The 26,168-nt window shown below is 50.0% G+C and carries 29 protein-coding genes; 15 read left to right on the top strand and 14 right to left on the bottom strand.

The genetic code is table 11. The features are described 5' to 3' along the window. Window positions 1–5 precede the first annotated feature (5 nt). From proC to SAR116_RS13520, 3 genes are all read right to left on the bottom strand, one after another. Window positions 6–860, bottom strand: coding sequence for a pyrroline-5-carboxylate reductase (gene proC / locus SAR116_RS11275; RefSeq protein ID WP_083775290.1), 855 nt, complete (start codon window positions 858–860; stop codon window positions 6–8). Then, window positions 857–1,447, bottom strand: coding sequence for a type III secretion system chaperone family protein (locus SAR116_RS11270; protein ID WP_049757543.1), 591 nt, complete (start codon window positions 1,445–1,447; stop codon window positions 857–859). Before SAR116_RS11270 ends, proC begins: the two co-directional genes overlap by 4 nt. A 106-nt stretch (window positions 1,448–1,553) precedes the next feature. Beyond that, window positions 1,554–1,919 carry an accessory factor UbiK family protein gene (locus tag SAR116_RS13520; protein ID WP_013047068.1) on the bottom strand — a complete coding sequence of 122 codons (366 nt, stop codon included), beginning with the start codon at window positions 1,917–1,919 and terminating at the stop codon, window positions 1,554–1,556. 192 nt (window positions 1,920–2,111) lie between these two features. On the opposite strand from SAR116_RS13520, the gene lgt reads away from it, so the two are divergent. The 8 genes from lgt (at window position 2,112) to SAR116_RS11220 (ending at window position 9,734) form a co-directional block, all read left to right on the top strand. Beyond that, window positions 2,112–2,948, top strand: coding sequence for a prolipoprotein diacylglyceryl transferase (gene lgt / locus SAR116_RS11255; RefSeq protein ID WP_013047067.1), 837 nt, complete (start codon window positions 2,112–2,114; stop codon window positions 2,946–2,948). Then, entirely contained in the window at window positions 2,945–4,114 is a 1,170-nt protein-coding gene (locus SAR116_RS11250) for a class I SAM-dependent methyltransferase (protein WP_013047066.1), read from the top strand. The genes lgt and SAR116_RS11250 overlap by 4 nt, the downstream gene beginning before the upstream one ends. Beyond that, window positions 4,114–4,956, top strand: coding sequence for a peptidoglycan editing factor PgeF (gene pgeF, locus SAR116_RS11245; RefSeq protein ID WP_013047065.1), 843 nt, complete (start codon window positions 4,114–4,116; stop codon window positions 4,954–4,956). Before SAR116_RS11250 ends, pgeF begins: the two co-directional genes overlap by 1 nt. Before the next feature lie 191 nt (window positions 4,957–5,147). Further along, window positions 5,148–6,077, top strand: coding sequence for a ribose-phosphate pyrophosphokinase (locus SAR116_RS11240; RefSeq protein ID WP_013047064.1), 930 nt, complete (start codon window positions 5,148–5,150; stop codon window positions 6,075–6,077). Window positions 6,078–6,267: 190 nt separating this feature from the next. After that, window positions 6,268–6,903, top strand: coding sequence for a 50S ribosomal protein L25/general stress protein Ctc (locus SAR116_RS11235; RefSeq protein WP_013047063.1), 636 nt, complete (start codon window positions 6,268–6,270; stop codon window positions 6,901–6,903). A gap of 33 nt (window positions 6,904–6,936) precedes the next feature. After that, entirely contained in the window at window positions 6,937–7,584 is a 648-nt protein-coding gene (gene pth / locus SAR116_RS11230; RefSeq protein WP_013047062.1) for an aminoacyl-tRNA hydrolase, read from the top strand. Window positions 7,585–7,628: 44 nt separating this feature from the next. Further along, entirely contained in the window at window positions 7,629–8,729 is a 1,101-nt protein-coding gene (gene ychF, locus SAR116_RS11225; protein WP_013047061.1) for a redox-regulated ATPase YchF, read from the top strand. Between the two features lie 81 nt (window positions 8,730–8,810). After that, the gene (locus SAR116_RS11220) at window positions 8,811–9,734 is read left to right on the top strand and encodes a DMT family transporter (RefSeq protein ID WP_013047060.1); all 924 of its coding nucleotides are present in this window, start codon (window positions 8,811–8,813) and stop codon (window positions 9,732–9,734) included. A 61-nt stretch (window positions 9,735–9,795) separates the two neighbouring features. Here SAR116_RS11220 and SAR116_RS11215 read toward each other — a convergent pair whose 3' ends face one another. The 8 genes from SAR116_RS11215 to SAR116_RS11180 all read right to left on the bottom strand — a co-directional run bounded on the left by SAR116_RS11215 (window position 9,796) and on the right by SAR116_RS11180 (window position 16,074). After that, the gene (locus SAR116_RS11215) at window positions 9,796–10,566 is read right to left on the bottom strand and encodes a cytochrome c1 (protein WP_013047059.1); all 771 of its coding nucleotides are present in this window, start codon (window positions 10,564–10,566) and stop codon (window positions 9,796–9,798) included. Between the two features lie 3 nt (window positions 10,567–10,569). After that, entirely contained in the window at window positions 10,570–11,793 is a 1,224-nt protein-coding gene (locus tag SAR116_RS11210) for a cytochrome b (RefSeq protein WP_013047058.1), read from the bottom strand. Window positions 11,794–11,823: 30 nt separating this feature from the next. Then, window positions 11,824–12,372, bottom strand: a complete 549-nt coding sequence (gene petA, locus SAR116_RS11205; protein ID WP_013047057.1) for a ubiquinol-cytochrome c reductase iron-sulfur subunit — start codon at window positions 12,370–12,372, stop codon at window positions 11,824–11,826. 176 nt (window positions 12,373–12,548) lie between these two features. Next, window positions 12,549–13,409 (bottom strand): oxygen-dependent coproporphyrinogen oxidase, encoded by an 861-nt coding sequence (gene hemF / locus SAR116_RS11200; protein WP_013047056.1) that lies wholly within the window; start codon window positions 13,407–13,409, stop codon window positions 12,549–12,551. Window positions 13,410–13,432: 23 nt separating this feature from the next. Continuing rightward, complete coding sequence (locus SAR116_RS11195; RefSeq protein WP_013047055.1) at window positions 13,433–14,656, bottom strand: CCA tRNA nucleotidyltransferase; 1,224 nt, start codon at window positions 14,654–14,656, stop codon at window positions 13,433–13,435. Beyond that, window positions 14,646–14,930: a hypothetical protein gene (locus SAR116_RS11190; RefSeq protein ID WP_013047054.1), complete on the bottom strand. Its 285-nt coding sequence runs from the start codon at window positions 14,928–14,930 to the stop codon at window positions 14,646–14,648. The genes SAR116_RS11195 and SAR116_RS11190 overlap by 11 nt, the downstream gene beginning before the upstream one ends. Next, window positions 14,930–15,577 (bottom strand): CoA pyrophosphatase, encoded by a 648-nt coding sequence (locus SAR116_RS11185; RefSeq protein WP_013047053.1) that lies wholly within the window; start codon window positions 15,575–15,577, stop codon window positions 14,930–14,932. Before SAR116_RS11185 ends, SAR116_RS11190 begins: the two co-directional genes overlap by 1 nt. Beyond that, the gene (locus SAR116_RS11180) at window positions 15,553–16,074 is read right to left on the bottom strand and encodes a DUF1285 domain-containing protein (RefSeq protein WP_013047052.1); all 522 of its coding nucleotides are present in this window, start codon (window positions 16,072–16,074) and stop codon (window positions 15,553–15,555) included. Before SAR116_RS11180 ends, SAR116_RS11185 begins: the two co-directional genes overlap by 25 nt. Window positions 16,075–16,358: 284 nt before the next feature. On the opposite strand from SAR116_RS11180, the gene SAR116_RS11175 reads away from it, so the two are divergent. From SAR116_RS11175 to SAR116_RS11150, 6 genes are all read left to right on the top strand, one after another. Then, on the top strand, window positions 16,359–17,156 hold the full coding sequence (locus SAR116_RS11175; protein WP_041860927.1) for a hypothetical protein: 798 nt from the start codon (window positions 16,359–16,361) through the stop codon (window positions 17,154–17,156). A 159-nt stretch (window positions 17,157–17,315) separates the two neighbouring features. Next, a complete protein-coding gene (locus SAR116_RS11170; RefSeq protein WP_013047050.1) occupies window positions 17,316–17,645 on the top strand; it encodes an ArsR/SmtB family transcription factor in 330 nt (109 codons plus the stop codon). Between the two features lie 245 nt (window positions 17,646–17,890). Then, window positions 17,891–18,805, top strand: a complete 915-nt coding sequence (locus SAR116_RS11165) for a sulfite exporter TauE/SafE family protein (protein WP_013047049.1) — start codon at window positions 17,891–17,893, stop codon at window positions 18,803–18,805. Beyond that, window positions 18,802–19,617, top strand: coding sequence for a TIGR02186 family protein (locus tag SAR116_RS11160; protein WP_013047048.1), 816 nt, complete (start codon window positions 18,802–18,804; stop codon window positions 19,615–19,617). Before SAR116_RS11165 ends, SAR116_RS11160 begins: the two co-directional genes overlap by 4 nt. Window positions 19,618–19,765: 148 nt before the next feature. Continuing rightward, the gene (locus tag SAR116_RS11155) at window positions 19,766–20,248 is read left to right on the top strand and encodes a universal stress protein (RefSeq protein ID WP_041861454.1); all 483 of its coding nucleotides are present in this window, start codon (window positions 19,766–19,768) and stop codon (window positions 20,246–20,248) included. A 67-nt stretch (window positions 20,249–20,315) separates the two neighbouring features. Continuing rightward, complete coding sequence (locus SAR116_RS11150; protein ID WP_041861453.1) at window positions 20,316–20,786, top strand: peptidylprolyl isomerase; 471 nt, start codon at window positions 20,316–20,318, stop codon at window positions 20,784–20,786. Here SAR116_RS11150 and rarD read toward each other — a convergent pair. Further along, complete coding sequence (gene rarD, locus SAR116_RS11145; protein ID WP_190275446.1) at window positions 20,783–21,721, bottom strand: EamA family transporter RarD; 939 nt, start codon at window positions 21,719–21,721, stop codon at window positions 20,783–20,785. The genes SAR116_RS11150 and rarD overlap by 4 nt on opposite strands. Window positions 21,722–21,989: 268 nt before the next feature. Between rarD and SAR116_RS11140 the strand changes: the two genes are divergently transcribed. Continuing rightward, entirely contained in the window at window positions 21,990–22,199 is a 210-nt protein-coding gene (locus SAR116_RS11140; RefSeq protein ID WP_041860926.1) for a cold-shock protein, read from the top strand. Between the two features lie 348 nt (window positions 22,200–22,547). Here SAR116_RS11140 and SAR116_RS11135 read toward each other — a convergent pair whose 3' ends face one another. Together SAR116_RS11135 and SAR116_RS11130 are read right to left on the bottom strand one after the other, a co-directional pair. Beyond that, complete coding sequence (locus SAR116_RS11135) at window positions 22,548–24,959, bottom strand: GcvT family protein (RefSeq protein ID WP_041861451.1); 2,412 nt, start codon at window positions 24,957–24,959, stop codon at window positions 22,548–22,550. 46 nt (window positions 24,960–25,005) lie between these two features. Further along, on the bottom strand, window positions 25,006–26,115 hold the full coding sequence (locus tag SAR116_RS11130) for a glycine cleavage T C-terminal barrel domain-containing protein (RefSeq protein ID WP_013047042.1): 1,110 nt from the start codon (window positions 26,113–26,115) through the stop codon (window positions 25,006–25,008). Between the last annotated feature and the right edge of the window lie 53 nt (window positions 26,116–26,168).

The raw sequence follows: 26,168 nt of genomic DNA, 5'->3' as shown, positions 1-26,168 counted from the left end.
TGCAATCAGCTTCCTAGCGCGATGGAACGGGCTTTCGCCGCCGCGATAGCACGCGCCAGCAAAGGGGCCATGCCATCATCCGCCATCAGCACATCAAGGGCTGCGGCCGTGGTGCCACCCTTGCTGGTCACATTGGCACGCAAGATTGACGGATCATCGTCAGATGCCGCAATCAGCGCGCCAGCCCCCGCCACCGTGGCCTCGGCAAGTTCAGCAGCCAGATCAGCTGGCAAGCCAGCTTCGATTGCCGCTTTGGTCATCACCTCGGCAAGCAAAAACACATAGGCAGGCCCGGAACCCGAAACCGCGGTAACGGCGTCCATCAGGCTTTCATCGTCAATCATCACAACCTGACCGACCGCCGCCAATAGCTGGGCAGCAAGATCCCGCTTTGTATCAGCAGCCTTACCGCTATATAGCACGGTGATACCATGACCAATTGCGGCGGGTGTATTCGGCATAGCGCGTAGGATTGGCGCGGTGCCCCCCGTCAAAGCGTCAAGACGTGATGCCAGCCAGGCCGTGGTAATGCCGGCGGCGATCGACAGAAACGCAGTGTCACCATCAATCATAGGGGCAAAATGACCTATGGCCGCATCCATCATCTGCGGCTTTACTGCCAGTACGATGATCGTCGCGGGCGGGATAGATGCGGATTCAGCGGCGGCACAACTTTCAAATAGCGCGATATGGGCGTGTTTGGTTGTCCAGCCAAGATGATCCTGAAACGGTTCGATTATGGAAAAATGCGCGTCAAGTTCGGTATCAGCAATCCAGCCTTCAAGCATGGCCCCACCCATCTTACCGCATCCAATAAGGACGATATGATGTTGTGGTAACAGGTGGCTGGTTGTGCTCATGCCTCACCCATTGTCGGCATCAAGACGATGGCGGCAGCGTCGGTCGCCTGCATGGTGCCATGCGCCACCTGATAAATGGCTGGAAAATTCTGTTCACATTCGCCAAGCATGATATCAACCACATCTTCGATCTGTTCAGGCGTAGCCCCGCCCGCACCACGCAAAGCCAGCGTATGACGTAATTCGAGCTCACCATTGGTGATATCAAACGCCAAATGCCCAATAAACACCTGCTGATTTAACAAAGCGGCAAGCAAGGCTATTTCGCCAAACTGGCTTTCATCAGCCTGAATATCAATGCGGCAAGTCACATGCATTGTCTGTTCTGAATCCTGCCAGGTGGCGTGCAGTTGATAATCGCTCCATTTACCGGGAATTTCAGCAAAGATGGCGTTGCTGGCCTGACGCCGCAAAAGCCAGTCATGCCGCGTGACAAAACGCGACACAAGCTCAATAGGATCGGCAAGAATAATATCGTCTGTGTGCTGGGTCAGCGCCATTGTCATGTTCCAATAAGGCATATGCGTTGGGATGCCTAGAAAGACACCTTCATGACTTAAAATGACAAAAGCGGTGCGGTTGATCAAGCTATTTCGACACAATATTTAGTGTCTGGAATTTGCAAAACCACAATTTTTAGTGTTTTTTCCTGTTTTTCTGGTGATTCGGCTTGATACAGCCATCAGTCACATTTCATTTATTTTTTGGCGCGGCAGACTTTTTTACTGCTGGTTTTTTAGCCGCAGGGCGCTTGGCAGTTTTTGCGGCTGTGCGAGGCGTCGATTCGGCAGATGATTCGGATGCGGTTTTGGCCTTAGATTTGCGGGCTGGCTGACCTAAAGCGGCGGCCTCAAGCACGGCCAGACGCGCAGCAAGTGCCTCATGACGGGTGCGCAACGCGTCAAATTCTTCACGTGTGACCAATCCACGCGCATTCAAGGTGCGTTCCAAACGATGGCGAATCATATTATCTATTTCCTCGCGCACCCCACCGAGGGCGGACGCGGCCCCATTGGCCATCTGGGCAAGGTCTGACATTAAAGATGAACGCAAAGCCATGAAATTCTCCTACTATGACGACACAATCTCTGCATATGTGATAGGCAGTTTACCCAAACATAAGCAAGTTGCATATTTATCCTCTACTAGAGATAAGGTGAATGCGCTAAGCTTGCAATCACCAGATGATGTCGCATCACTAATCTTTGTCGATGCGACGATAGTTTCAACTAAGCCGGATCGTATCTAGCCATGACAAGTTACGCCCAAACCGCCGAGACCCAAACAACCGAGATACTGTCATCAGCCAGAATCATTCTGCCTGAATTCAATGAGTTTGCCATTCAGTTTGGTAATTTTGGCATTCGCTGGTACGCGCTGGCCTATATAGCGGGCCTGCTTATCGGCTTTTATCTGCTGAAGCGTGAGGCGAATAAAGCCGACTCAGTCATGACCAGTGTCGCGCTTGATAGCTTGTTGAACTATGTATTGATCGGGATCATTGCGGGCGGGCGTCTTGGCTATGTACTGTTTTACAATGCCAGCTATTTCCTATCCCATCCGCTAGATATCTTTAAGATATGGCAAGGTGGCATGTCATTTCACGGCGGATTGATCGGTGTTACATTGGCCATGATGCTGCTGGCACGACGGCATAAGATACCGGTGCTGGCGATCAGCGATCGAGTGTCAATGGTATTGCCGATAGGTCTGTTCCTTGGCCGGATTGCCAATTTTATCAATGGTGAATTATGGGGACGCATTACCGACGTGCCATGGGCGATGGTGTTCCCGCATAGCGACGGTGCCCCGCGCCACCCAAGCCAGCTTTATGAAGCTGGGCTAGAAGGGCTGGTGCTGGGGCTTGTGATGATCATGGGCTATCGCAAAGGCTGGCTGGCATATCAAGGACGGCTGACCGCCATTATGCTGATCGGCTATGGGGCGAGCCGTTATGTGATCGAATTTGCACGCGAGCCAGATGCGCATCTGGGTATTTTATTCGGTGTGATCACGATGGGACAGATTCTGTGCTTGCCGATGCTGGCAGGCGGTCTTTATCTGATCATGCGGGAGCGCCGCAGATGACTATTGCCAGCGGCAATGAAATAAATGCCGATGATATGACAGCTTCGCTTGTCGCGCAGATTGTGGCTGATGGCCCGCTGTCGCTGGCACGCTATATCGAAATCGCGTTAAGTACAGCTGATGCTGGCTATTATCAATCCAGCGATCCCTTTGGCCACAAGGGGGACTTTATTACCGCGCCAGAGATATCCGGCCTTTTTGGCGAGATGTGTGGTTTATTTCTGGCGCATATGTTCGAGCTGGGCAAGGCACCAGAGGAAACAGAATCCGGGCGCAAAAAACCAGTAATCATCGAATGTGGCCCCGGGCGCGGCACCTTAATGGCCGATATGCGGCATGTCTGGGGGCAGCTTATGCCGGAGTTGGCGGCATGCACGGTGCATCTGATCGAAACAAGCCCCTATCTGCGCACGCTTCAAGAACAAGCGTTGCCAGACGCGGTGATCCATTGGCATGATGATCTATCGGCATTACCTGCCGCACCGCTTTATGGCATTGCCAATGAATTTTTCGATGCCTTGCCAGTGGCACATGCGATCTGCCGTAAGGGCATTTGGCGGCACCGGCTGGTAACAGCCACTCCCGCATTAGGCTTTGGCGAAGGCGCACCCCTGACCACCGCCGAGCTTGATAGGTGGCACCTGAGCCACAAGGCCGCATCGCCAGACGGTACGGTTGCCGAATTTTGCGTGATGGGTGAAGATATAATGCAGGTTCTGGCAGCGCATATAGCCCGCTTTGGCGGTGCCATTTTGATCATTGATTACGGCAAGACAGATAATTTTGGCGATACGGTACAGGCGGTTGCCGCACATAAGCCTGTCGATCTGTTCTATCAGCCAGGTCAGGCCGATATATCGCATTGGGTGGATTTCGGGGCGCTGGCTGCTTGTGCCAGCGAAGCAGGTGCGCGTTTGATCGGCCCTGTCGAGCAAGGTAGCTTTCTGACGCAGATTGGGCTCAAGGCGCGCGCCGAACAGGCCGCCAAGCATGCCGATCCAGAGATGCGCCGAGCATTGCTGGCCGCTTATGACCGGCTGGTAAGCCCTGCACAAATGGGAAGCGCCTTTAAGGTGGCATTGCTGGTGCCGCAGGGAGATGGTACCCCACCAGGCTTTGTCACGCATAATGCCGAGACAGAACCATCAGATAGGCAGGCTCGCTGATGCGGTTTTCGACAGTCATTTCGCCAGATGGGCTGCCGTATATCCAGTTTGATGACTGGATGACACCAGATGCGGAGGGCACCATAATTCAGCATGGATTTTTCACCCGAAATGGCGGCGTGAGTAGCGGTTATTATAATAGTCTGAATTGTGGTTATGGATCACAGGATATGCCTGCCAACATCACCGAAAACAGAGGGCGGGTTGCAACCAGCCTTGCGCTAGGCGCGGAAAGATTATACGGGCTACGGCAATGCCATTCGGCCAAAGCCGTGCTGGTTGCATTGGATCAAGATGCAGGCCAGCGTCCTGATGCCGATGCGCATGTCACAACAATAGCTGAATATGGGCTGGCGATTTTGACAGCCGATTGCACCCCAGTTCTGTTTGCCGACCGCGAGGCCGGTGTGATTGGCGCAGCGCATGCTGGCTGGCGCGGTGCATGTGGTGGGGTGCTGGAGGCAACAATCAATCGCATGTGCAAGGCCGGTGCCACCTGCGATAATATAACCGCCGTGATTGGCCCCTGTATCCGTCAGCATAGTTATCAGGTTGGTGGTGATCTGCGCGATGAAGCACTGGCCAGCACAGAAGATGCCGCGGTCTTTTTTGCGGCTGACCAAGAATCTGGCAAATACCGCTTTGACCTTGCTGGCTATATCGCCATGCGTCTGAAAGGTTGCCGCATTAACACGATTCATGATTGCCAGCGCGATACCTATAGCGAATCAGACCAGTTCTTTTCGCATCGTTTTGCGACACATGCCGGTGACAGCGACTCAGGCCGCCTTATTTCGGTCATTGCCCTGCAGCCATTTTCCACCACCATGCAAGAGGTGTAGAATGCCACATCTGTATATTTTCCTTGGGTTACTGTTTCTTTCCTTACTGGCTAGCTGCATCATCTGAACAGTGTCCGTAATAAAAGTGTAAAGAAAAGATGAAAACCACCTTGTCGGTTCGCCATGCGGTTGCTAATAACATGCTTCTTGACGTGGGGTATGACCACGGAAACCGGCAAAGGTTTTGACGCATGAAGATTTTATCTTGCAATAGTAACCGTCCTCTTGCGGAAGCTATTGCCGCCTACCTTGATGTTCCGTTGACCCGTGCCGATGTCAAACGCTTTGCCGATATGGAAGTATTTGTCGAGATTGACGAGAATGTTCGTGGCGAGGATGTATTTGTTATCCAGTCAACCTGTTTCCCCGCGAATGATAATGTCATGGAACTGCTGGTCGCGCTTGATGCGCTACGACGCGGTTCAGCCCGCCGTATCACAGCTGTCCTGCCCTATTACGGCTATGCGCGGCAAGATCGTAAATCTGGCCCCCGCACACCGATTTCGGCAAAATTGCTAGCCAATCTGATCACCTCGGCAGGTGCCGATCGCGTATTGACGATTGATTTGCATGCTGGCCAGATACAGGGCTTTTTCGACATTCCCACCGACAATCTATTCGCCGCACCGGTTTTCATCGAAGATATCAAGCAACGCTATGATGCCTCTAAATTGATGATCGTATCGCCTGATGTTGGCGGCGTGGTGCGGGCACGTTCATTGGCCAGACGGCTTGATGCCGATCTGGCGATCATCGATAAGCGCCGTCCTAAAGCTGGCGTATCCGAAGTCATGAATATCATCGGTGATGTGAGCAAACGTCATTGCATCATGGTTGACGATATTGTTGATTCAGGCGGAACATTATGTAATGCGGCTGTTGCCTTGATGAATGATGGTGCGTTGAGCGTCGATGCCTATGTTACGCATGGCGTTCTGTCAGGCGGCGCGGTGAGCCGGGTGGCGGCCTCGCCGCTTAATTCGCTGGTGACAACCGATTCGATTCCTGCCACCGAAGCGGTGCGGGTTGCCCGTAATGTGCGGCATCTGTCGGTGGCACCCTTGCTTGGCGAAGCGATCCTGCGAATCAATGAAGAACGGTCTGTTTCGACATTGTTCTAATTGGTATGATTTAATGGGTTGGGGGCTTTTGCCTAGACCCCTTTTTCAAATTTCAAACCAGCGTCAGAAAACATAAGCCGATTCGTGTCTGCGGCACGTAAAACGCTTGTGTTTTGGTGATTTACGGCCTATACCTCGCACCGCTATGCACCCCTGGAGGCATAGTCATTGTTTGATAAAGGAGTTAGCAATGTCTGACATAACAACCATTAGCGCTGAACAGCGCGAACGGGTCGGTAAGGGGTCCGCCCGTGCGGCACGCCGCGCAGGTCTTGTCCCAGCCGTTATTTACGGTGACAAGAAGGAACCTCTAGGCATTAACATGTCTACCCGTGAAATTACCAAAATCGTGCATCAGCCCGGTATTTTCGGCCGTTTGCTGGAGATCGTGGTCGATGGCAAGAAAAGCACCGTTCTAACCCGTGATATTCAGTTCCATCCGGTATCTGACACTATTCTGCATATGGATTTTCTGCGGGTATCCGGTTCGGTAAAAGTGGCCGTTGGCGTTCCTGTTGAGTTTATCAATGAGGATCTGTGTCCGGCGCTGAAGATTGGTGGCGTGTTGAACGTTGTCCGTCACGAAATCGAGCTGAATTGCCCAGCAACCGATATTCCGGAAAAAATTATCATTGATCTTGACGGTCTGAAAATCGGTGACTCAATCCATATCAGTGCGATTACGCTGCCCGACGGTGTTGAACCAACCATTACCGACCGCGACTTTACCGTTGCCACATTGCAGTCACCTGGTGGCGGCGTGAAGAACGAAGATGAAGACGCAGATGGTGAAGAGGGCGAAGAGGAAGCCTCAAGCGAAGAATAATCGCTTGTCGCTTCATATCCGAATGTAGAGACCATGCTGGTATTTGTAGGCCTTGGCAATCCCGGACCCGAATATGCTTTCCAAAGGCATAATGCGGGGTTCATGGCTGTTGACAGGATCGCTGATCAGCATGGTTTTTCACCTTGGAAAAAGAAACATCTGTCGCTGATGTCCGAAGGACGTATCGGCACGGAAAAGGTGATCTTGCTGAAACCCCAAAGTTTTATGAACAAATCGGGGTTGCCAGTTGCCGAATGTATAAAATTTTACAAAGTCGATCCCCGTTCGGTTTTTGTGTTCCATGACGAGCTTGATCTGGGCATTTGCCGGATCAAGGTTAAAATTGGTGGTGGCCATGGCGGGCATAATGGCCTGCGCGATATTGACCGGCATCTGGGACAGGATTACTGGCGCGTGCGTATCGGCATCGGACGACCACCTGTGCCTGCGATGGATGTGCGAAACTGGGTACTGACCGATTTCAGCAAAGACGAACAATCAGGCTGGCTAGGGCGGATGCTTGATGCAATTGCCGATGAAGCCAAACGGCTGGTCGATGGCGATGATGGCGGCTTTATGAGCCGCGTTGCCTATCTTGCCGCACCACAAGACAGCCAAGGCGGCAAAGCTAGACCGCCGGCAAAGACGCAAACCAATACCGGCGACAGCACAACAAAATAGAGCCTGCGGGCAACCAAGCCTGACGGCATTGCAAGGAGTGTATAATGGGTTTTAACTGCGGAATTGTCGGATTGCCAAATGTCGGTAAATCTACCCTGTTCAATGCGTTGACGCAGACAGCCGCGGCCGAAGCAGCAAATTATCCTTTCTGCACGATCGAGCCCAATACCGGACGCGTTTCGGTGCCAGATAGCAGGCTGGATGAACTGGCGGTGCTGGCAAAATCGGCAACGATCATACCGACCCAGCTTGAATTTGTTGATATTGCCGGGCTTGTCCGTGGCGCATCTCAAGGCGAAGGGCTGGGCAATAAATTTCTTGGCACAATTCGCGAAGTTGATGCCATCGCCCATGTTCTGCGCTGTTTTGAAGATACCGAAATCACGCATGTCGATGGCGATGTTGACCCAGTGCGTGATGCCGCAACGGTCGAAACCGAATTGATGCTGGCCGATCTGGACTCGCTGGAAAAGCGTATGGCGGCATTGGTTAAAAAGTCACGCGGCGGTGATATTGACGCCAAAGCCGATCTGGCCTTGATGGAAAAACTATTCGCGCATCTATCCGATGGCAAGCCTGTGCGTAGCACCGACGGATTGACCGACGCCGAAACCCTGCGTCTGCCCTATCTGCAACTACTAACATCAAAGCCCGTGCTTTATGTCTGTAATGTTGCCGAGGGCGATGCCGCCACCGGCAATGACTATACCAAGCTGGTCGCCGAGAAAGCTGCCAGCGAAGGTGCGGCTCATGTGGTTGTATCGGCCGCCATCGAATCCGAAATCGCACAGCTTGAAGATGACGACAAGGCCGAATTCCTGTCCGAGCTGGGGCTGTCCGAAACTGGGCTATCACGGTTGATTCGCGCCGGATACGGACTGCTTGACCTGCTCACCTTCTTTACCGTCGGACCGAAAGAAGCCCGCGCATGGACGGTGGCGGCCGGGGCCAGCGCACCACAAGCTGCCGGTGTGATCCATACCGATTTCCAACGTGGCTTTATCCGCGCCGAAACCATCAGCTTTGCCGATTATATCGCCTGTCAGGGTGAAAGCGGCGCCAAGGATGCTGGCAAATTACGGGTCGAAGGATCGGATTATAAAGTCGTCGATGGCGACGTGTTCCATTTCCGCTTCAATGTCTAGACAGCGGTCTTTATCCCAACACGCATAGCATGTGATACTTTTGGCCTGTCACCATATGGTTAACGCACCATATGCTGACGTATGTCGCATGTAGCCGAAAAACGCCACACGCATCTTATGGGCATGGCCTGTATGGCAACTGCCGCGATGTTGTTTCCCGTCAAAGACAGCTTTATGAAGATGCAAGATGACCGGGTGCCTATATTGTTGGCTGTTGGTCTTTATTTTTTCATTCAGGCCTGTATAGCCTTTACCTTGATCACCTTTAAGGAGCGCCGCTTTTATGGCAATCCCTTTGCCGGTATGAAATGGCTCAATCTAGGACGTTCGCTTGCCCTTGCCATATCGATGGGGTTGTTCTTTGCCGGTTTGCGGCATGTCCCGCTGGCAGTTGCCTTTGCGCTATTCACGATACAGGGCTTGTTCATTGTCGTGCTTGGTTATTTCATCCTTGGTGAAGCGTTACGTTTGCGACATATCTTGCTTATTTTCATGGCGATTTGCGGGGTCATGCTCATCATCAGACCAACCGAACTTGACGCAACATTTCTGGGTAGCCTGTTCCCATTGGCCGCGGCGGCGATGTTCAGTCTTTATATCGTACTCACCCGTAAGCTTGGCAAGGCACAAGCACCCATATATCTGTTATTGCAGGATGGTCTGATCGCGAGCAGTTTAATGGTTAGCATCTATGCCATAACTCTGTTTACATCCCAACAATCGCTTCCAGTAGTAATTTGGGATGCGCGGATATTTATCATGCCGCCAACTATGGCCGCGCTGATTGGGTCAATATCATCCCTGATGATGATTCAGGCCGCACGGCTGGCACCTGTGGGCAAACTTGTGCCACTCACCTATCTAGAATTTGTAAGTGCCGCTTTGATCGGGGTGTTTATCTTTGCCGAGATACTGGATTATCTAACCATGGTCGGTATTGCGATCATTATGACCGCCTGTATAAGCAACGCCATACTGAACAGATCTGATGATGACAATAAATAAACCCCGCCAGACGCATCTGACGGGGTTTTGATGTTTATTTAGATAGGATATTTAGGCTGGTTTAGTGCACATCAGCCCAGACCCGACGCTTAGCCAGATAGCTCAAGATCAGGAAAATGCTGAGGAAAAATACCGACGCAACACCTATGCGCTTGCGAATTTCCATTTTCGGTTCTGCCGCCCACATCAGGAACTGGGTCACATCTGCCGCCGCCCCTTGAACTGACGCATCAGCGCCATCGGCAAATTCAACATCATCACCATAAAGCGGCTGTGGCATAGCAATCAGATTGCCCGAATAAGCCGCGTTATAATACATGCCTTCAGGCATTTCGACGCTAGCTGGGGCTTCCTTATAGCCAAGCAGTAAGCTGTACAGATAATCAGGCCCATGCGCACGTGCTTTGGCGATTAGCGACAGATCAACCGGCATGGCACCGTTATTGCTGGCGCGTGCCTCGTTATCATTGCGATAGGGGCCAGGGATCCGGTCAGCCGGACGTGCCGGACGCATGAACATCTCGCCTTCATCGTCAGGGCCATCCTGAACTTCATATTCAGCCGCGATCGCCTTGATCTCGGCTTCGTTATAACCAAGATCAGCCAGATTACGAAAGGCGATCAGATCCATCGAATGACACCCAGCGCAGACTTCACGATAGACCTGAAATCCACGTTGCATAGAGGCTTTGTCAAAAGTGCCGAAAGGCCCCGAAAAGCTCCATTCACGGGTTTGCAATTCGGTAGTGTCACCGCCAGCCGCAACAGCCATATTGGACACACCAAAGGCCGCTGTAAGAGCTATTGTTGCAGTAATTAGTGCCTTTATCATGATCTAGGCTCCCTTCGCAGTCGCCAGCACTGGCTCAGAGATTGACTTTGGTAACGGCTTGGTCGTCTCAAACACCCCAAGCAATGGCAGGATGACAAGAAAATGCAAGAAGTACCATGCAGTCGCCAGACGTGACAGGATCACATAGATGCCCTCGGCAGGCTTTGCGCCAAGATAACCAAGCAGAACCGCATCAATAATCAACAACCAGAAGAAAATGCGGAAGACCGGACGGAAGCGCGCCGAACGCACAGGCGAGCGATCCAGCCATGGCAAAACAAACAGCACCGCAATCGCACCAAACATCATCAATACGCCACCAAGCTTGTCAGGCACCGCCCGCAAGATCGCATAGAAAGGTAGGAAGTACCATTCAGGCACAATATGCGCAGGTGTCTGCATCGGGTTGGCAGGAATGTAATTGTCCGGATGCCCCATCGCATTGGGGAAGAAGAATACTGCCATTGCAAGAAGCAAGAGGAACATAGCAATACCTACGACATCCTTAATTGTATAATAAGGATGAAATGAAACTGTGTCCTGCGGGCCTTTAGCATTAATGCCGATCGGATTATTGGAGCCAAAACGATGTAAGGCTACAATATGTAATATCACTACACCTGCAATAACAAACGGCAACAAATAGTGTAGTGAGAAAAAGCGGTTTAGCGTTGAATTATCAACAGAAAATCCACCCCAGAGCCATGTTACAATACTCTCACCAACAAACGGAATAGCCGAGAACAGGTTGGTAATAACAGTCGCACCCCAGAAGCTCATCTGACCCCATGGCAAAACATATCCCATGAAAGCAGTTGCCATCATAAGTAAGAAAATTATCACACCTAATATCCACAAAAGCTCTCGTGGTGCTTTATACGAACCGTAATAAAGTCCCCGCATAATATGCAGATAAACAACTATGAAAAAGAAGCTAGCCGTATTCATATGGATATAGCGGATCATCCAACCGTGGTTAACATCACGCATGATGCGTTCAACAGAGTCAAAAGCATAGTCAATGTGAGGCGTGTAGTTCATGGATAGAACAATGCCTGTTGCTATCATTATCGTTAATGACAAACCGGCAAGACTTCCAAAGTTCCACATATAATTTAGGTTTTTGGGTGTTGGGTAGTCGTGAGCTGTATGATCGAGCATTGAGAACACGGGCAAACGATGGTCAATCCATCGTACAACCGGATTTGAAAATTTATCAGCAGACATTGCTATTATACCTCCAGAAGACTTGATAGATTAACCGATACGGATGACCGAGTCGGAAAGAAATGTGTAAGGCGGCACTTCAAGATTAGTCGGTGCCGGGCCTTTGCGGATACGCCCTGATGTATCATAGTGCGATCCATGGCATGGGCAGAACCAACCATCATAATCACCACGCACTTCACCTGTTTTCTGACCAAGCGGAACACAACCAAGATGCGTACAGACGCCAACGACAACAAGTAACTCAGGCCGCTGGACACGCGCATCATCTGGCTGTGGGTCACGCAGGTCATCTCCATTTGCGGTTTCAGCACGGGCAATTTCATCAGCCGTACGGTGCCTTACAAAAACTGGCTTGCCACGCCATTTGACAGTGATCGACTGACCTTCGGCAATTTTCGAGATATCGACTTCGGTATTGGCAAGCGCCAATGTATCTGCCGCCGGGTTCATCTGATCAATTAGCGGCCACGCAACGGCGGCGGCACCAACCGCGCCCATCGCATAGGTCGCTACTACAATGAAATCGCGACGCTCCGGATCTTGCAGATCCTTGGTATCTGATGTCGATTTTGTCATTCTATCCTCTACAACTGTTAACCCCTTTTTGGGGCCCCGCCTTTTAGCAGCAGTCACGGGCAAAAATTTCACCCAAATATTGCCGTGTTTTACACGTTAACGTGTTAGTTTCATACCCTCTTTTTATCTGCTTTCAAACAAAAACAGCGTATATGTCTATGGTGATAGATATCACCTTATGGCCACCGCACCTGTGGCGGCATACTCATCAGAATGGCCTCTATATTTCCACCGGTTTTCAAGCCGAAAAGCGTACCGCGATCATAAAGCAAATTGAACTCTACATAACGCCCGCGCCGGACCAACTGTTCGTGCCGTTCGGCATCGCTCCAAGGCTGGTTCATGCTTGCTTCGACAATGGCGCTGTAACCATCTTTAAAGGCAATGCCAACATCACGAGTAAAGGCAAAGTCAGCATCCCAATTGCCACTATCCAGATTATCATAAAAAATGCCACCCGCGCCACGGGGTTCATCACGGTGCGGCAAATAGAAATAATCATCGCACCATTTTTTATATTTGGGGTAATAGTCAGGATCATGCGCATCACAGGCAGATTGCATCGCCAAATGAAATTTTGCTGCGTTAATCTCGTCGGGTAACAACGGCGTCAGATCACCGCCGCCACCAAACCAGCTTTTGCTGGTCGTAATAAATCTGGTGTTCATATGCGCCGCTGGCACATGCGGATTACGCATATGCGCAACCAATGAAATGCCTGCCGCCCAGAAATCACCTGTGGTTTCGGCACCGGGGATTTTGTCGCGAAATTCATCTGAAAAAACACCATGAACTGTCGAAATATTCACCCCAACTTTTTCAAAGACACGACCGTGCATGATACTCATCACACCACCACCGCCACCTTCACGATTCCATGTTTTACGAGCAAAACGGCCAGATTCCAGATCAGGCGCACCTGTATATTGATCTTCGATGCTTTCGAAACGCGCGCAGATCTGGTCACGCAAAGACGCAAACCAAGCAGTTGCTGCCTGTTTTTTGTCATCCAGACTTGTATTTGTCTGCGCGTTCATATGCTATCGAAACCCTTAAATACCTAATTCGAAATCATTGCCAGCAAGGCAGGCTTTGTAAGTGTAAAACCCGAAGCAACCCACTGCTTTTGAATATTAAGTAGAATGTCACCACAGATGGGCCCATTGTCAACGCCATGCGACAATAAGTCTGCCCCCGTGACCGGACATTCAGGCGCTGTCCAGTTTTGCAATTCATCCCAGCGGGTGGTTGAAAACTGCGCCTGCGATCGACGTGTTTTGACAGCATAGATAGCCGCCGAACCATCACCTAAAAACCAGGCTGCCTGTTGCCATTTATCACCAGCCAGATTTGGCAATGCGGGATCAATATCCCGATCCATTGCCTGTAGGCGGCGCGCTTCAATTTTGCTTAAGCGTAAGCGCTTGGCCAAAGATATCGCCGTACCAGGTGGCATAATGCTGGCCAGACCAATTAACCAGTTATCACGATCAGGTGCGCCATCAGGCGCAAGACATCCGACATTGAAATCTATAGCGCATGCGGCTGTGGCAAGCCCTGTATCCTGCATCAAGGTGCACGCTTTTGCAGCCCCGTCAGCAACAAGAATCAATTCCATTTCAGTGCGCACGCGCTCGCCAGACAGATGCTGTGCCAGCGACGCATTGCGCCGAAATGCCGCAAGTGCATCTGCATCAATCTGGCCGCGGCCAAACCGATGCAAAAACCGACAATAGCGCAACATACGCAACGCATCTTCCTGTACCCGCCGGTCTGCGTCTCCAACAAAGCGAAGAATGCCAGCTTGAAGATCATCCTGACCGTTTAGCGGGTCGAAGATTTTACCTGCCGCATCCATATAGATGGCATTGATCGTAAAATCCCGCCGGCGCGCATCTTCCAGCCAATCAGGACTATGTGTGACCTTGGCGTGACGCCCATCAGTTTCGATATCAAGTCGCGTATGCGTGATCTCGATTTTAGTTTTGTCCTGCACCACGGTGACTGTGCCATGTGACAAGCCCGTATGAATCACGCGCAGACCTTCCTGTTCAAGAGTATCAGCGAAACGTTCAATCGGCATATTCACTGCCATATCAATATCACCAACTTCCATACCTGCAAGCCAGTCACGCACGGCACCACCTACAATACGTGCCTCGCCACCCGCTTTCTGAGCTATATCAAAAATACGCATGACAAGCTGTTGACTGGCAAATGGCGGTAATGACCGCAGGGCATGGTTTTTATCTGCTGGTGACCAAGATGGCTGCCTAATTATCATTATCTTTGAAGCCACCCGAGCTAATCATGCCATCTTTTATGGTGGCCGGTTTGTAGCTTGTACCAGGGGCACCTGCTCCACCTTCAAGAGCCATTACGCCAATAAGAAATACAAGCAAACCAGCCAGCCCGCCTATTATGTAAGATGTCGAGATTTTAATATCGCTGGGATCAAGACCAGCCTTAATCGCACGGCGTCGTTGCCATGCCTTTACCAGACTCATCACAATTATGGCCGCGCCAAGCGCAGATAGAATAATCAGATATCGCCGCATTAACCTGCTCCTGTTTGACTTAGTGTCTGCAATCTATCGGACAGCTCAACAATTATGGCTGCCGATAGTCCCCAAATATAATGGGCTGGATGATCAATAACCCAAGTTTGACGCGCAACACCATCACGTTCATGTGTTTCACGCCTATAATTTTGACGATCAAGCATGTGATCAAGTGGTAACAGCAAAATATCATCAACCTCAGCCGGATCAGGTGTAAGCTTCACCTCATCCCCTTCGTCAGCTGTAATCATACCGACAATCGGGGCAACGATAAAGCCCGCTGGGCTACGCAACACCGAAAGCGAACCAAGTATGGTCACATGATCAGGCTGTAACGCCACCTCTTCATGCGCTTCTCGCAAAGCGGCATCAACCGGCGTGGCATCATGTGTTTCAATCTTGCCACCGGGAAAACTGATTTGCCCTGGATGCGTTGCCAAATGCGCGGCGCGGCGCGTCATCAGAATATGCAAACTTTGTTGATGTGTGATTAAGCCGACCAGCACAGCCGCCGGCCGATCGGTTGCCATCACCGGCATAATCATATCCTTGATATTACCATTCATATGGTGCGGTGGGGTCAGTACCGATGCAATTTTTGACGCATCACCAAACATACTCAATCCATAAGCGGGAAAAAGCATCCCGCGCTCCATACACCCAAACGGCCATTTTCATCTGGTTCAGCAAGGGCTGCCAATTCGTAAAAAACAGGCCGGCTCAATTTAGCATCCAGCTGGTCTCTGATTCTGACATAGGGTCGGCCCTCATGATCGTCGCCTGTTTGCATACGCAGCGCATGATCACGATCAATCAGCACCGTATCGCCGATATTCGTTGTCAGGCGAAGCTCACGATCAACACCCTCGCCCGTTACCGTAAGTGCCACCCCTATAAAGGGCGCGTCTTCAACGGTTATTTGTCCGCGTTCTGCCGGTGTCACAAGCCAGAATGTGCCATCGTCATGCCGGTGCAATACCGACGCGAATAGCCGTACCAAAGCTGGGCGCCCGATAAGCCCCCCCTCATGAAACCAAGAACCATCAGACGCGATATGAATATCGAACTGTTGCGGCGTCAACCGGTTGATATTTTCAAGCGGTTTTTTGATTTTACCACTGTCAGGCGCGTTTTTGGACATGAGTCATAATATCAGGATTTTACCGTCAAAAAATTTATTTTTGTGTTGCTAACCTTTTGTAAATCTTTTTCTGCGACACTATAGCATAGAAACTATGTGATGTTGGCTTTGTATCTGTTTTTATTAATTTTTTTATTTTTGCATGTGGGTTTTAAAAATACTCACATACTAGATGGAACGAAATAAAACCATAATGCAACTAAGCAACGTGAAAAAAACAAAACACGTTTAAAATTTGGGAACAAGCATAAGCTAATGATGCTATTGAAATCATGCGAAAAGTAATGCGTTCAGAAATATTGATAAATAAAAAGGGCGTTGTTCAGTCATCAGAAAGTAACGCAACGCCAGAAGGCGGTGTATATGTGACACGCACGAATCAGGAATTTTCAATTTTCTTTGACGATAAACCAGAACTACCCGCGCTAATAAGCCTGATTCGCACCTTAAGATCAGCGTCTGGCTTGATGAGCCTGTCAGGTGCCAACATCAATACAAGCAACCAGACGCCGCAGGATGTCTTTATCACGATCGCACGAATGGCAATCAAAGCGCTGGAAGCAGAACCCGACATAATTTTTAAAAGTCATCTGGAACTTTTCTCGCATGCCAATTTAGACAAATATGATCTGCCAGAAGAATTAATGCCACTGGCGCGTCTCAATCTGCTTGGCAAGGACGTGCCGTCAGCATTGATGCAGGTGATTGATGCCAATATCAAAAATCTTGTATCCATCGGACAAACCATGTCGATGCGATTATGTTTTCTCTCGATTCCCCCACAATTTTCATGGCCAAACGCCACCATCGAAAAGGGAGATGCGCTTGATGAATGTCTTCCTAAAGATGCAGAATATTGGCTCAGCATCCTTTATGAAACAGCCTTTGCCCTGAAATCCCCACTTTATCACCATGGCCACATAAAAATGCCAGACACACAAACCGGAACCATCCCCGGACATATCCAGCATCATTTTCATCGTCTGATCTATCCCCTCGCCCCCGCATCAGATCGCCCACAGAATTATCGGGTATTAAGCGTTGCCTGTATCACCGACCCCGAACATCAGCCCATTATCTAGCCTTGGTGCATAATCTGACAAAACAGCGTTCACATATTAAAAACAATGCATTTTTCATATAGTCTTTAACGGTTTAATAACCTTTTTGCGATATATTAGTGGGTGGATAAGGGGAATCGCCGCCATATCTTGGGCTTTAACTCGCTAGGAGGAAAATTCATGGCTCGCTTACCTGACTTAGAAACCGAACAATCTAAGGCAACAATGATTCTGCGCGCTATGGGTAATTCCAAGCGTTTGCGCATTCTCAATGAACTTGCCGACGGACAGGAAAGATCGGTTTCCGAGCTTGAGGAAATTATTGCCACACTCAGCCAGTCGGCTTTATCACAACATCTAGGGCGGTTGCGACGAGCAAATATTGTACGTACCCGCCGCGCGTCGCAAACCATCTATTATTCGATTGAGGATGCTGATGTATTGCGCATTCTACGTTTGCTGACTCATATCTATATTGACGACCCCGCAATGAGAAAAACCCGACACTAATGGATTTGCACTAATAAATCTGCACTAACATATTTAACGTATGACATATGTTTCAGACGTTATGGCTCCATAAATGGGGCTGTTTCTGTTTATTTTTACATATGTAAAATAAACAACGCGACGATAAGTATATAATTTGAGTTGAATAGCGTTATTATTTGTGCAACACGATGGCGCAAGAGATGCTATGGCTGTGCAAGCAACGCATCTTTGAACATTAGCATATGATCTGGCGTTACATATAGATGTATATTTATCTTCCTATTGCAGAAATTTCGATGCATATCGGAATCATCATCGGGCTTGGTGGTGGTGTTGGTTTTCTATCGGGGCTTTTTGGTGTTGGTGGTGGCTTTCTTATGACGCCACTGTTGATTTTCTTTGGCGTGCCGCCTGTTGTGGCTGTGGCCACCGAAGCCAACCAGATTGTTGCCTCGTCGGTTTCCGGCGTGCTGGCACATATGCGCCGTAGCAATGTTGACTTTAAAATGGGCACCATCCTGCTGGTTGGTGGTGTGATTGGGTCTACCCTTGGCGTGTTCCTGTTTGCCTTTCTGCGTGAACTTGGCCAGATTGATCTGGTTATCAAACTATCCTATGTTGTTCTGCTAGGCATCGTGGGTAGCCTGATGCTTGTCGAAAGTGTACGCGCCATATTGCGCACCCGCCAGCCAGGCGCGGCACGTGGTAAATTGCATCAGCATAACTGGTTGCATGGCCTGCCCTTCAAAATGCGGTTTCGGCGCTCAAAACTCTATATTTCAGCCTTGCTTCCCCTTGGCATAGGGGCTTTCGTGGGTGTGCTAGCCGCCATTATGGGTGTGGGTGGCGGCTTTATAATGGTACCTGCGATGATCTATATACTGGGTATGCCAACGGCTGTTGTGGTTGGCACCTCGCTATTCCAGATTATCTTTGTGACAGCCAATGTGACGGTTTTGCAGTCCGTTCAGACGCAAACTGTTGATTTTGTTCTGGCTGGCCTGTTGCTATTCGGCGCTGTGATCGGTGCCCAGTTCGGCACCCGCGCCGGAGCAAAATTACGCGGCGAACAATTACGCGGCCTGCTCGCATTGATGGTCATTGCTGTTTGTATAAAGCTGGGCTTTGATCTGGCTTTACAACCCGCCAGCCTCTATTCGGTGGAGTTGCTGAAATGATCAGACCATATCCGCACAATTATAAAATCCCTAGCCAGATGACATTCATGCTGTGGCTGTTCACGATTCTTTCGGTTAGCTTTGGTACGATCTCAGCCCACGCAGTTAACGGTAAGCTTGTTGCCGATTTGTCCGAAAATACGGTTTCGATCGAAAGTGATTTTCATGGCACAGAGTTATTATTATTCGGTGCTGTTGATGGCATGCAAGGCGACGATATCATCATCGTTGTGCGTGGCCCTGATGCCCACATAGCCCAGCGCCGCAAAAGCAAGGTCGCGGGCATCTGGATAAATGTTGAAACCAATATCTGGACCAAAACACCAAGCTTCTATCAGATTTTGGCAACGCGTGACCTGGCCAAGATTGCCAATGAGGCCACCTTGCAAGATCTTGGTGTGGGGGCCACCAATCTGGCCTTGCAAATAACCCCCGAAAAAGACCCACAGGAGACTGGGCTGGCGATGCCAACAGTCAATGGCATGGTTGGTGAGCTCGTAGCGAATATGCGTGCGCTTGGACTATGGGGTGCCACAACAGATACTATCGCCCTCAAGGAAGGGGCTTTGTTCCGCAGCGTGATTGACCTGCCATCGAATGTGCATTCCGGCCAGTATGAGGTGCGGATCATACATTTACGAGATGGCGTGCCATTAAGCGAGGACACAACAAGTATTGCCATAAGAAAAGGTGGACTCAGTGCCACGATCTATAATATGGCGCATGAATTTTCGTTCTTTTACGGTTTATTTGCCGTTATCTTTGCGATTGCCTCGGGCTGGCTGGCTGCAGCAGCGTTCCGGAAAAAATAGCCAGAAAAATAGCCAGAAAAAAAGAACGTCTGCATGAATGATACCATAACGGGACTGTCCAACAACTACTGGTCAAATTCTACAACTGCATGTAATCTTGCCTGTGGCTTTTTCAGATGATGAAGCTGCCAGTTTTTCGGAGGTAACCTTGGCTAAAACAAAAAAGAAGCAGGACCCTGTTTTTCTTGTGGTCGTTGATGATAGCGAGGAAATGCATCAGGCATTGCAGTTTGCCTGTGGCCGCGCCGATGCGGTCGGAGGCAAGGTTGCCTTGCTTTATTGCATAGCGCCATCCGAGTTCGAATATTTTGCCGGCGTTGGCGAATTGATGCGGGCCGAAGCCCGCGAAGCGGCCGAAGAAAAAATGTCGATACATGCCGAATATGTTCAACAGCTTACCAACAGCACGCCTATATTATATGTTCGTGAAGGTGATATTCGTGACGAATTACTGAGCCTTATCAGTGAGGAAACCGATATCAGCTTGCTTGTGCTTGGCGCCGACACAAACTCGGAAACAGCTGGCCCGCTTATTTCATTCATGGTGACACGCGGTGCTTCAAGTTGTCGCGTACCGATTACGGTTGTACCTGGTAACTTGACTGACGAACAGATTGACGCCCTTTTCTAGGCTCGCTAACAAGGATTATCTTATGCGCACTTTTTTTGTATCCCTAGTTGGAATTGGATTTTTATTGATGAGTACTCAAAATGACGCCGTCGCAGGCGAAACAATGCTTCTTGAAACAAGCCAGGGGCAAGTTGAAATCACGATGCTGCCTGATGTGGCGCCTAACCATGTTGCCCGGATCACCGAATTGGTGAATGACGGATTTTATGATGGCATTATCTTTCACCGCGTGATTCCCGGCTTTATGGCACAAACGGGTGACCCAACAGGTACCGGCATGGGTGGTTCAGGTACAAATCTTGACGCTGAATTCACCGATTATCAATATCGTGAAGGCACCGTCGGCATGGCGCGTGCGATGAACCCAAACAGTGCTGATAGCCAGTTTTTCATCTGTTTTGATGGATGTAGTCATTTGACTGGACAATATACAGTATGGGGCCAGGTAGAACGCGGCATGGATATTGTCAAAAAACTAGCCGTTGGCGAACCACCTGCAACAGCAGACAAAATTGTCTCGGCACGGATGCTGGATTAGACCACTGGTCTAGGCGTACGGGGTCGGGTAGCAAAATATACAGCTATTCCGACCCATATCAGTCCGAAAGTAACGGCATCGGCCATGGTGAAGGGCGAATCATATATAAAGATGCCAACCATGAGCTGGGTTGTAGGATTGAAATAGAATAGCAAACTCGACATGGACATTGTCAGAGCGCGGTTTCCCGCGTGAAAGAACAATAGCGGTAGAATTGTAAATAAACCCGCCAGCACCGCTAATGATATATTGATCGCCCCACCGCCAAAAAAGATCGGGAGGCCTTGATCGGTAAGCCACCAGAGATAGGCAACACCGATAGGTAATAATAATGCCGATTCAACAAACAGGGCTTTGACCGGATCGATGCCTAATTTCTTGTGCGTCACGGCATATAAACCGAAGGTTACTGCCAGAAACAGCGCTATAACTGGGGGCTCGCCAGCAAATGTGCTTTTCGCTATGACACCACAGGCTACCAGCGCGATCGCCAGCCAGCCCATCCGGTCTAGACGTTCCCCCAGCATCAGAACACCAAGCAATAGTGCGACAAGCGGATAAATAAAATAGCCAAGCGCCGCCTGCACAATCTGTCCACTTTGCACAGAATAGATAAAAACAGACCAGTTTATGCCAACCAAAACCGTCGTTGCCCCCAAACCTAATTGAAGCTTGCGCTGGCGAAGCAAGGTTATGACCTGGCCAAAGCCACCCAAGAACGGCATTAACGCGGCCAGAAGAACCGCAGACCAAATAGCACGATGCGCGACTATTTCATAAGGTGTGATGGCATTCACACTGTTGATATAGATCGGCAGAACACCCCATAAAAACCCTGCGGCGATCGCAAATATGATGCCGCGCGTTTGCAGGTTATGGGATTGAGACACTGTTCCGGGCATGGCGCCACGCACATTGGAATTTTCTGGGGCCATCGGCGACAAACTTTCAAAGAGATAACATCTGCAGGAAAAATACAAAGAATTGACCACAGCAATATCTTTCATAGGCGTATCTAGTATAATTGCCAAGCTCTTTACTACGCATAAAACAATTGACATTGGGGCACATGCCACCCATATGTTATGTGCCGAGGGTTTTTTTGGGCTTTTTTCGCATTTGCGTAAAGCAACAATGAAACCACATAACAATTTGAGATACTAAACCATCGGCAGGTTTGGTTTGAAGTTGGAGACTAATAGAATGTCACAAGGCACTGTTAAATGGTTTAACACCCAAAAAGGTTACGGTTTCATCGATCCTGATGATTCTGGCAATGATGTATTTGTTCACATCACCGCTGTCCAGAATTCAGGCCTGAACGGTCTGAACGAAGGTCAAAAAGTAACTTATGAGCTTGAAGAACAGCGTAACGGCAAAATGGCCGCCGTAAATCTTGAAGTTGTAGAATAAAATAAAGTTGGCTGTAAAACCAATTGGCAGTGTCGGTTAGACAATGCCACCTATCATGATAAAGCCGCTCCGTCAGGGGCGGCTTTTGTCTTTGGTATGGGTTTTAGACTATATCTGAACCACTTTATCCGGCGGATGATGCTCATCTTATCAATCTGCACTTCGCTTCAATTGGATGATGCTTGTATTAAAGCGCGATCATCTTATCAATCTGCACTTCGCTTCGATTGGATGATGCTTATATAACCCGCGATCATCTTATCAATCTGCACTTCGCTTCGATTGGATGATGCTTATATAACCCGCGATCATCTTATCAATCTGCACTTCGCTTCGATTGGATGATGCTTAACCCCGCATTTTTCCGCCATTTGCATCATATAGAGGTGTCGTTTCTATTCTGGCTGGACATAGGTTGCCAAGAATTTCGACATGCAGTTCGGCACCATCAGCAACCAATGCGCTTGGCACATAGCCGAATGCCATTGATTTGCCGACATGATGCGCAAAACCACCCGAGCTGACATAACCCACAGCCTCGCCATTGGCAAAAATGGCTTCGTCATTTGAAACATCAATATCATCTGTATCGATGGTCATCATCACCAGCTTTTTTGCCGGACCCGTTTTGGCCTCAGCCATAGCGGCAGCCTTGCCGATAAAATCCTTGTCCCAATGGATGAAAGCATCCAGCCCAGATTCAGCGGCGGTGAAATCAGGCCGGAAATCCAATGTCCATGCCCCCCAGTTCTTTTCCAACCGTAGCGACATCAAAGCCCGGCTTCCATAAAGCCGAAGCCCAAGATCCTGACCTGCCTCTTCGATCGCTTCAAACAAACGAAGCTGATATTGCGGGGCAACATAGATTTCATAACCGAGCTCACCAGAAAAGGATATGCGCAGCAGCATGGCGGGCACACCAGCCACAAAGGTCTGCCGCACATCACGAAAAGCCAACGCATCGGCACCAACATCTTCGCGCACAAGGCGTTGCAGAAGTGTTCGTGACTTCGGCCCCGAGATGGCAATACCATGCCACGCATCAGATCGATTTGCATAGCTGACAGCGCTATCTGGAAGATGTGATTCAAACCAACGCCGGTGCATATTTTGGGCTGCCCCCGAACCGAATAGATAGAAATGATCTTCGGCAAGACAAGCAACTGTCATATCACCATATAGCTTGCCCTTTGGCGTCAGCATCGGGGTCAGTTGCAACCGGCCCGGCTTTGGCACACGGCCCGCAAGCATATAATCCAGAAACGCACGCGCGCCAGTGCCGGTGAATTCATGTTTGGCGAAATTGGCAACCTCGATGGCGCCAACATCATGTCGTACCGCCGCCACTTCGGCAGCCACATAATCATGCGCACGTGAACGCCTGAATGTTGGATCTTCGTGGGCATCATCGGCATCATTTGCAAACCAAAGGGCATTTTCCAGCCCATGCGAATCACCCATTACCGCCCCGCGTGATACCAGCCGGTCATAAAGAGCTGTTGTCTGTTGCCGCCGCCCTTTTGGCAAGGTCTCATTAGGAAACGTCATGACAAAACGGCGTTCGTAATTTTCCGATGATTTGACGGTGCCCCAATGCGGCGTTGCATAATCACCAAAGCGCGCCACATCCATAGCCCACACGTCAATCGACGGTTCGCCATCCATCATCCATTCAGCCATACACAGACCAACACCACCACCCTGGCAAAAGCCCGCCATAACGCCAACCGCGACCCAGTAATTGGTCATGCCCGGCACCGGCCCAATCATCGGATTACCATCTGGCCCAAAGGTAAAGGGACCATTGATGATGTTCTTAATCCCAGCCTCGGCTAATGCCGGAATGCGCTCAAAGCCAATTTCCAGCCTGTCAGCGATATTATCGAGCTTTGGTTCGAGCAATTCATGGCCAAATGACTGTGGGGTGCCAGCCAGCGACCACGGCGTTGCCCGTGGTTCATAGGTGCCCAGCAACATCCCGCCACGTTCCTGTCGGAAATAGATATTGCCTTCATAATCAATGCCTGCTGGTAGGCGTTCGCTGCGGGCGGTGATTTCGGGAATATCCTCGGTTATCAGATAATGATGCTCCATCGGCTGAACCGGCAGATGCAACCCTGCCAGATGACCAACTTCGCGCGCCCATAGGCCACCCGCATTAACAATCATTTCCGCATTGATGGTGCCTTTTTCGGTGACCACATCCCAGCTACCATCGGGGCGCTGGTTGGTTTCAATCACCGGCGTATGCGTGTAATATTTTGCCCCATGAACGCGGGCGGATTTAGCATAGGCATAGGTGACGCCAGACGGATCAATATCGCCATCAAGCGGATCCCATAAAGCCGCAAGATAGTGGCTGGGATCAATCAGGGGATGGCGTTCGGCAACTTCTTCGATCGAGATGAATTCCTGATCAAGACCCATATAGCGCGCTTTGGACCGTTCGCGCTTGAGATAATCATACCAATCAGGATTAGAGGCCAGATAGAAACCACCTGTATTATGCATGCCAACCGAATGGCCAGAGGTTTCCTCAATTTCCTTATAAAGATTGATTGTATAGCCTTGCAGGCGTGAAATATTCGGGTCGGAACTGATCGTATGAATTTGACCTGCCGCATGCCAGCTTGAACCAGATGTCAGCTCATTACGTTCAAGCAACACCACGTCTTTCCAGCCAAATTTTGCCAGATGGAACAGGATCGAACAGCCAACAACGCCGCCGCCAATAACAACCACCTTTGCATGTGAGACCATGTCAGCCATTACCACCCCCATTGGCATCATTACACTGATCTAAAATCTAGACCATAGGCAATGACACTATCTTAGCCGTCAGACGGCCCGTTTCGTTCAGGACATGTACCTTGTCGCCGGACTCAATCGCCGCAACAGATACCATCGCCATCGCAATATTCGCATCAAGGCGCGGTGAATAGGCACTGGCGCTTACATAGCCTGCATTGGCACCATTCCATTCAACTGGCCAGCGGCTTTCATTGGTGCTGGTGAATTTTTCACCATCAATAATCAGCCCCATAAAGCGGCGGGTCGCCCCGCGTGCCTTGATGTCACTGAGCGCCGCCTTGCCGACAAAATCTTGTGGCTGATCAAGGTCAATAAGACGATCCATTCCCAGTTCAAAAGGATTGCTCATTTCATCGGTGTCAGCACCATAGGAAATCAACCCGCTTTCAACACGTTCGATATAATTCGGCGTACCAGGCCCGATACCATAGGGCTTGCCTGCTTCGGCTACAATATCCCACAGGGCGTCACCTTTGCTGCCATCTTGAAGATAGAGTTCAAAGCCACCTTGCTTTGACCAGCCAGACCGCGCCAACACCAATGGGATACCTTTTAGCTCGGTCGCCCGGAAACCAAAATATTTGATCTCATTCACCCAGTCGCCAAATAGATCGCGCACAACATCGCTGGCTTTAGGCCCCTGAATGGCAAGCGGTGACACATCCGGTTCATAAACGCGGACATCCATGCCGCGCGCACCAGCAATGCCCGCCGCCCATAATTTTACATCACTATCGGCAATCGACAGCCAGACTTCATCTTCGCTGATTTGCAACAGCACCGGATCGTTGATCAGCATCCCATTAAAATCACAAAGCGGGACATATTTGCCAACGCCGACTTTAAGATTATCAAGATTACGCGGGGTCAAATATTTTGCCAGCGCAATCGCATCAGGCCCCTTGAGAGCCACCTGACGTTCAACCGCCACATCCCACATAGCAACGCCATTGATCAAGCGATCATATTCCGCCATAGGGTCGCCATAGCTGGTTGGCATATACATATGATTATAAACAGAGGCCGCCGCCAGGCCAGCTTTGCGTGCTGACGAAAAAAAAGGGCTTTTGCGCACACGCGGCCCAACTGAAAGAGCAAGAGACATTACACACCTCAATAAATTTACCGAAGTCTGCCATAGCTATGCGGCAAAGATAT

Origin of the sequence: Candidatus Puniceispirillum marinum IMCC1322, from assembly GCF_000024465.1 — a bacterium.
GTDB classification, from domain to species: domain Bacteria; phylum Pseudomonadota; class Alphaproteobacteria; order Puniceispirillales; family Puniceispirillaceae; genus Puniceispirillum; species Puniceispirillum marinum.
The sequence above is the reverse complement of the archived record's forward strand: the minus strand, read 5'-3'. Positions and strand labels throughout refer to the sequence as shown.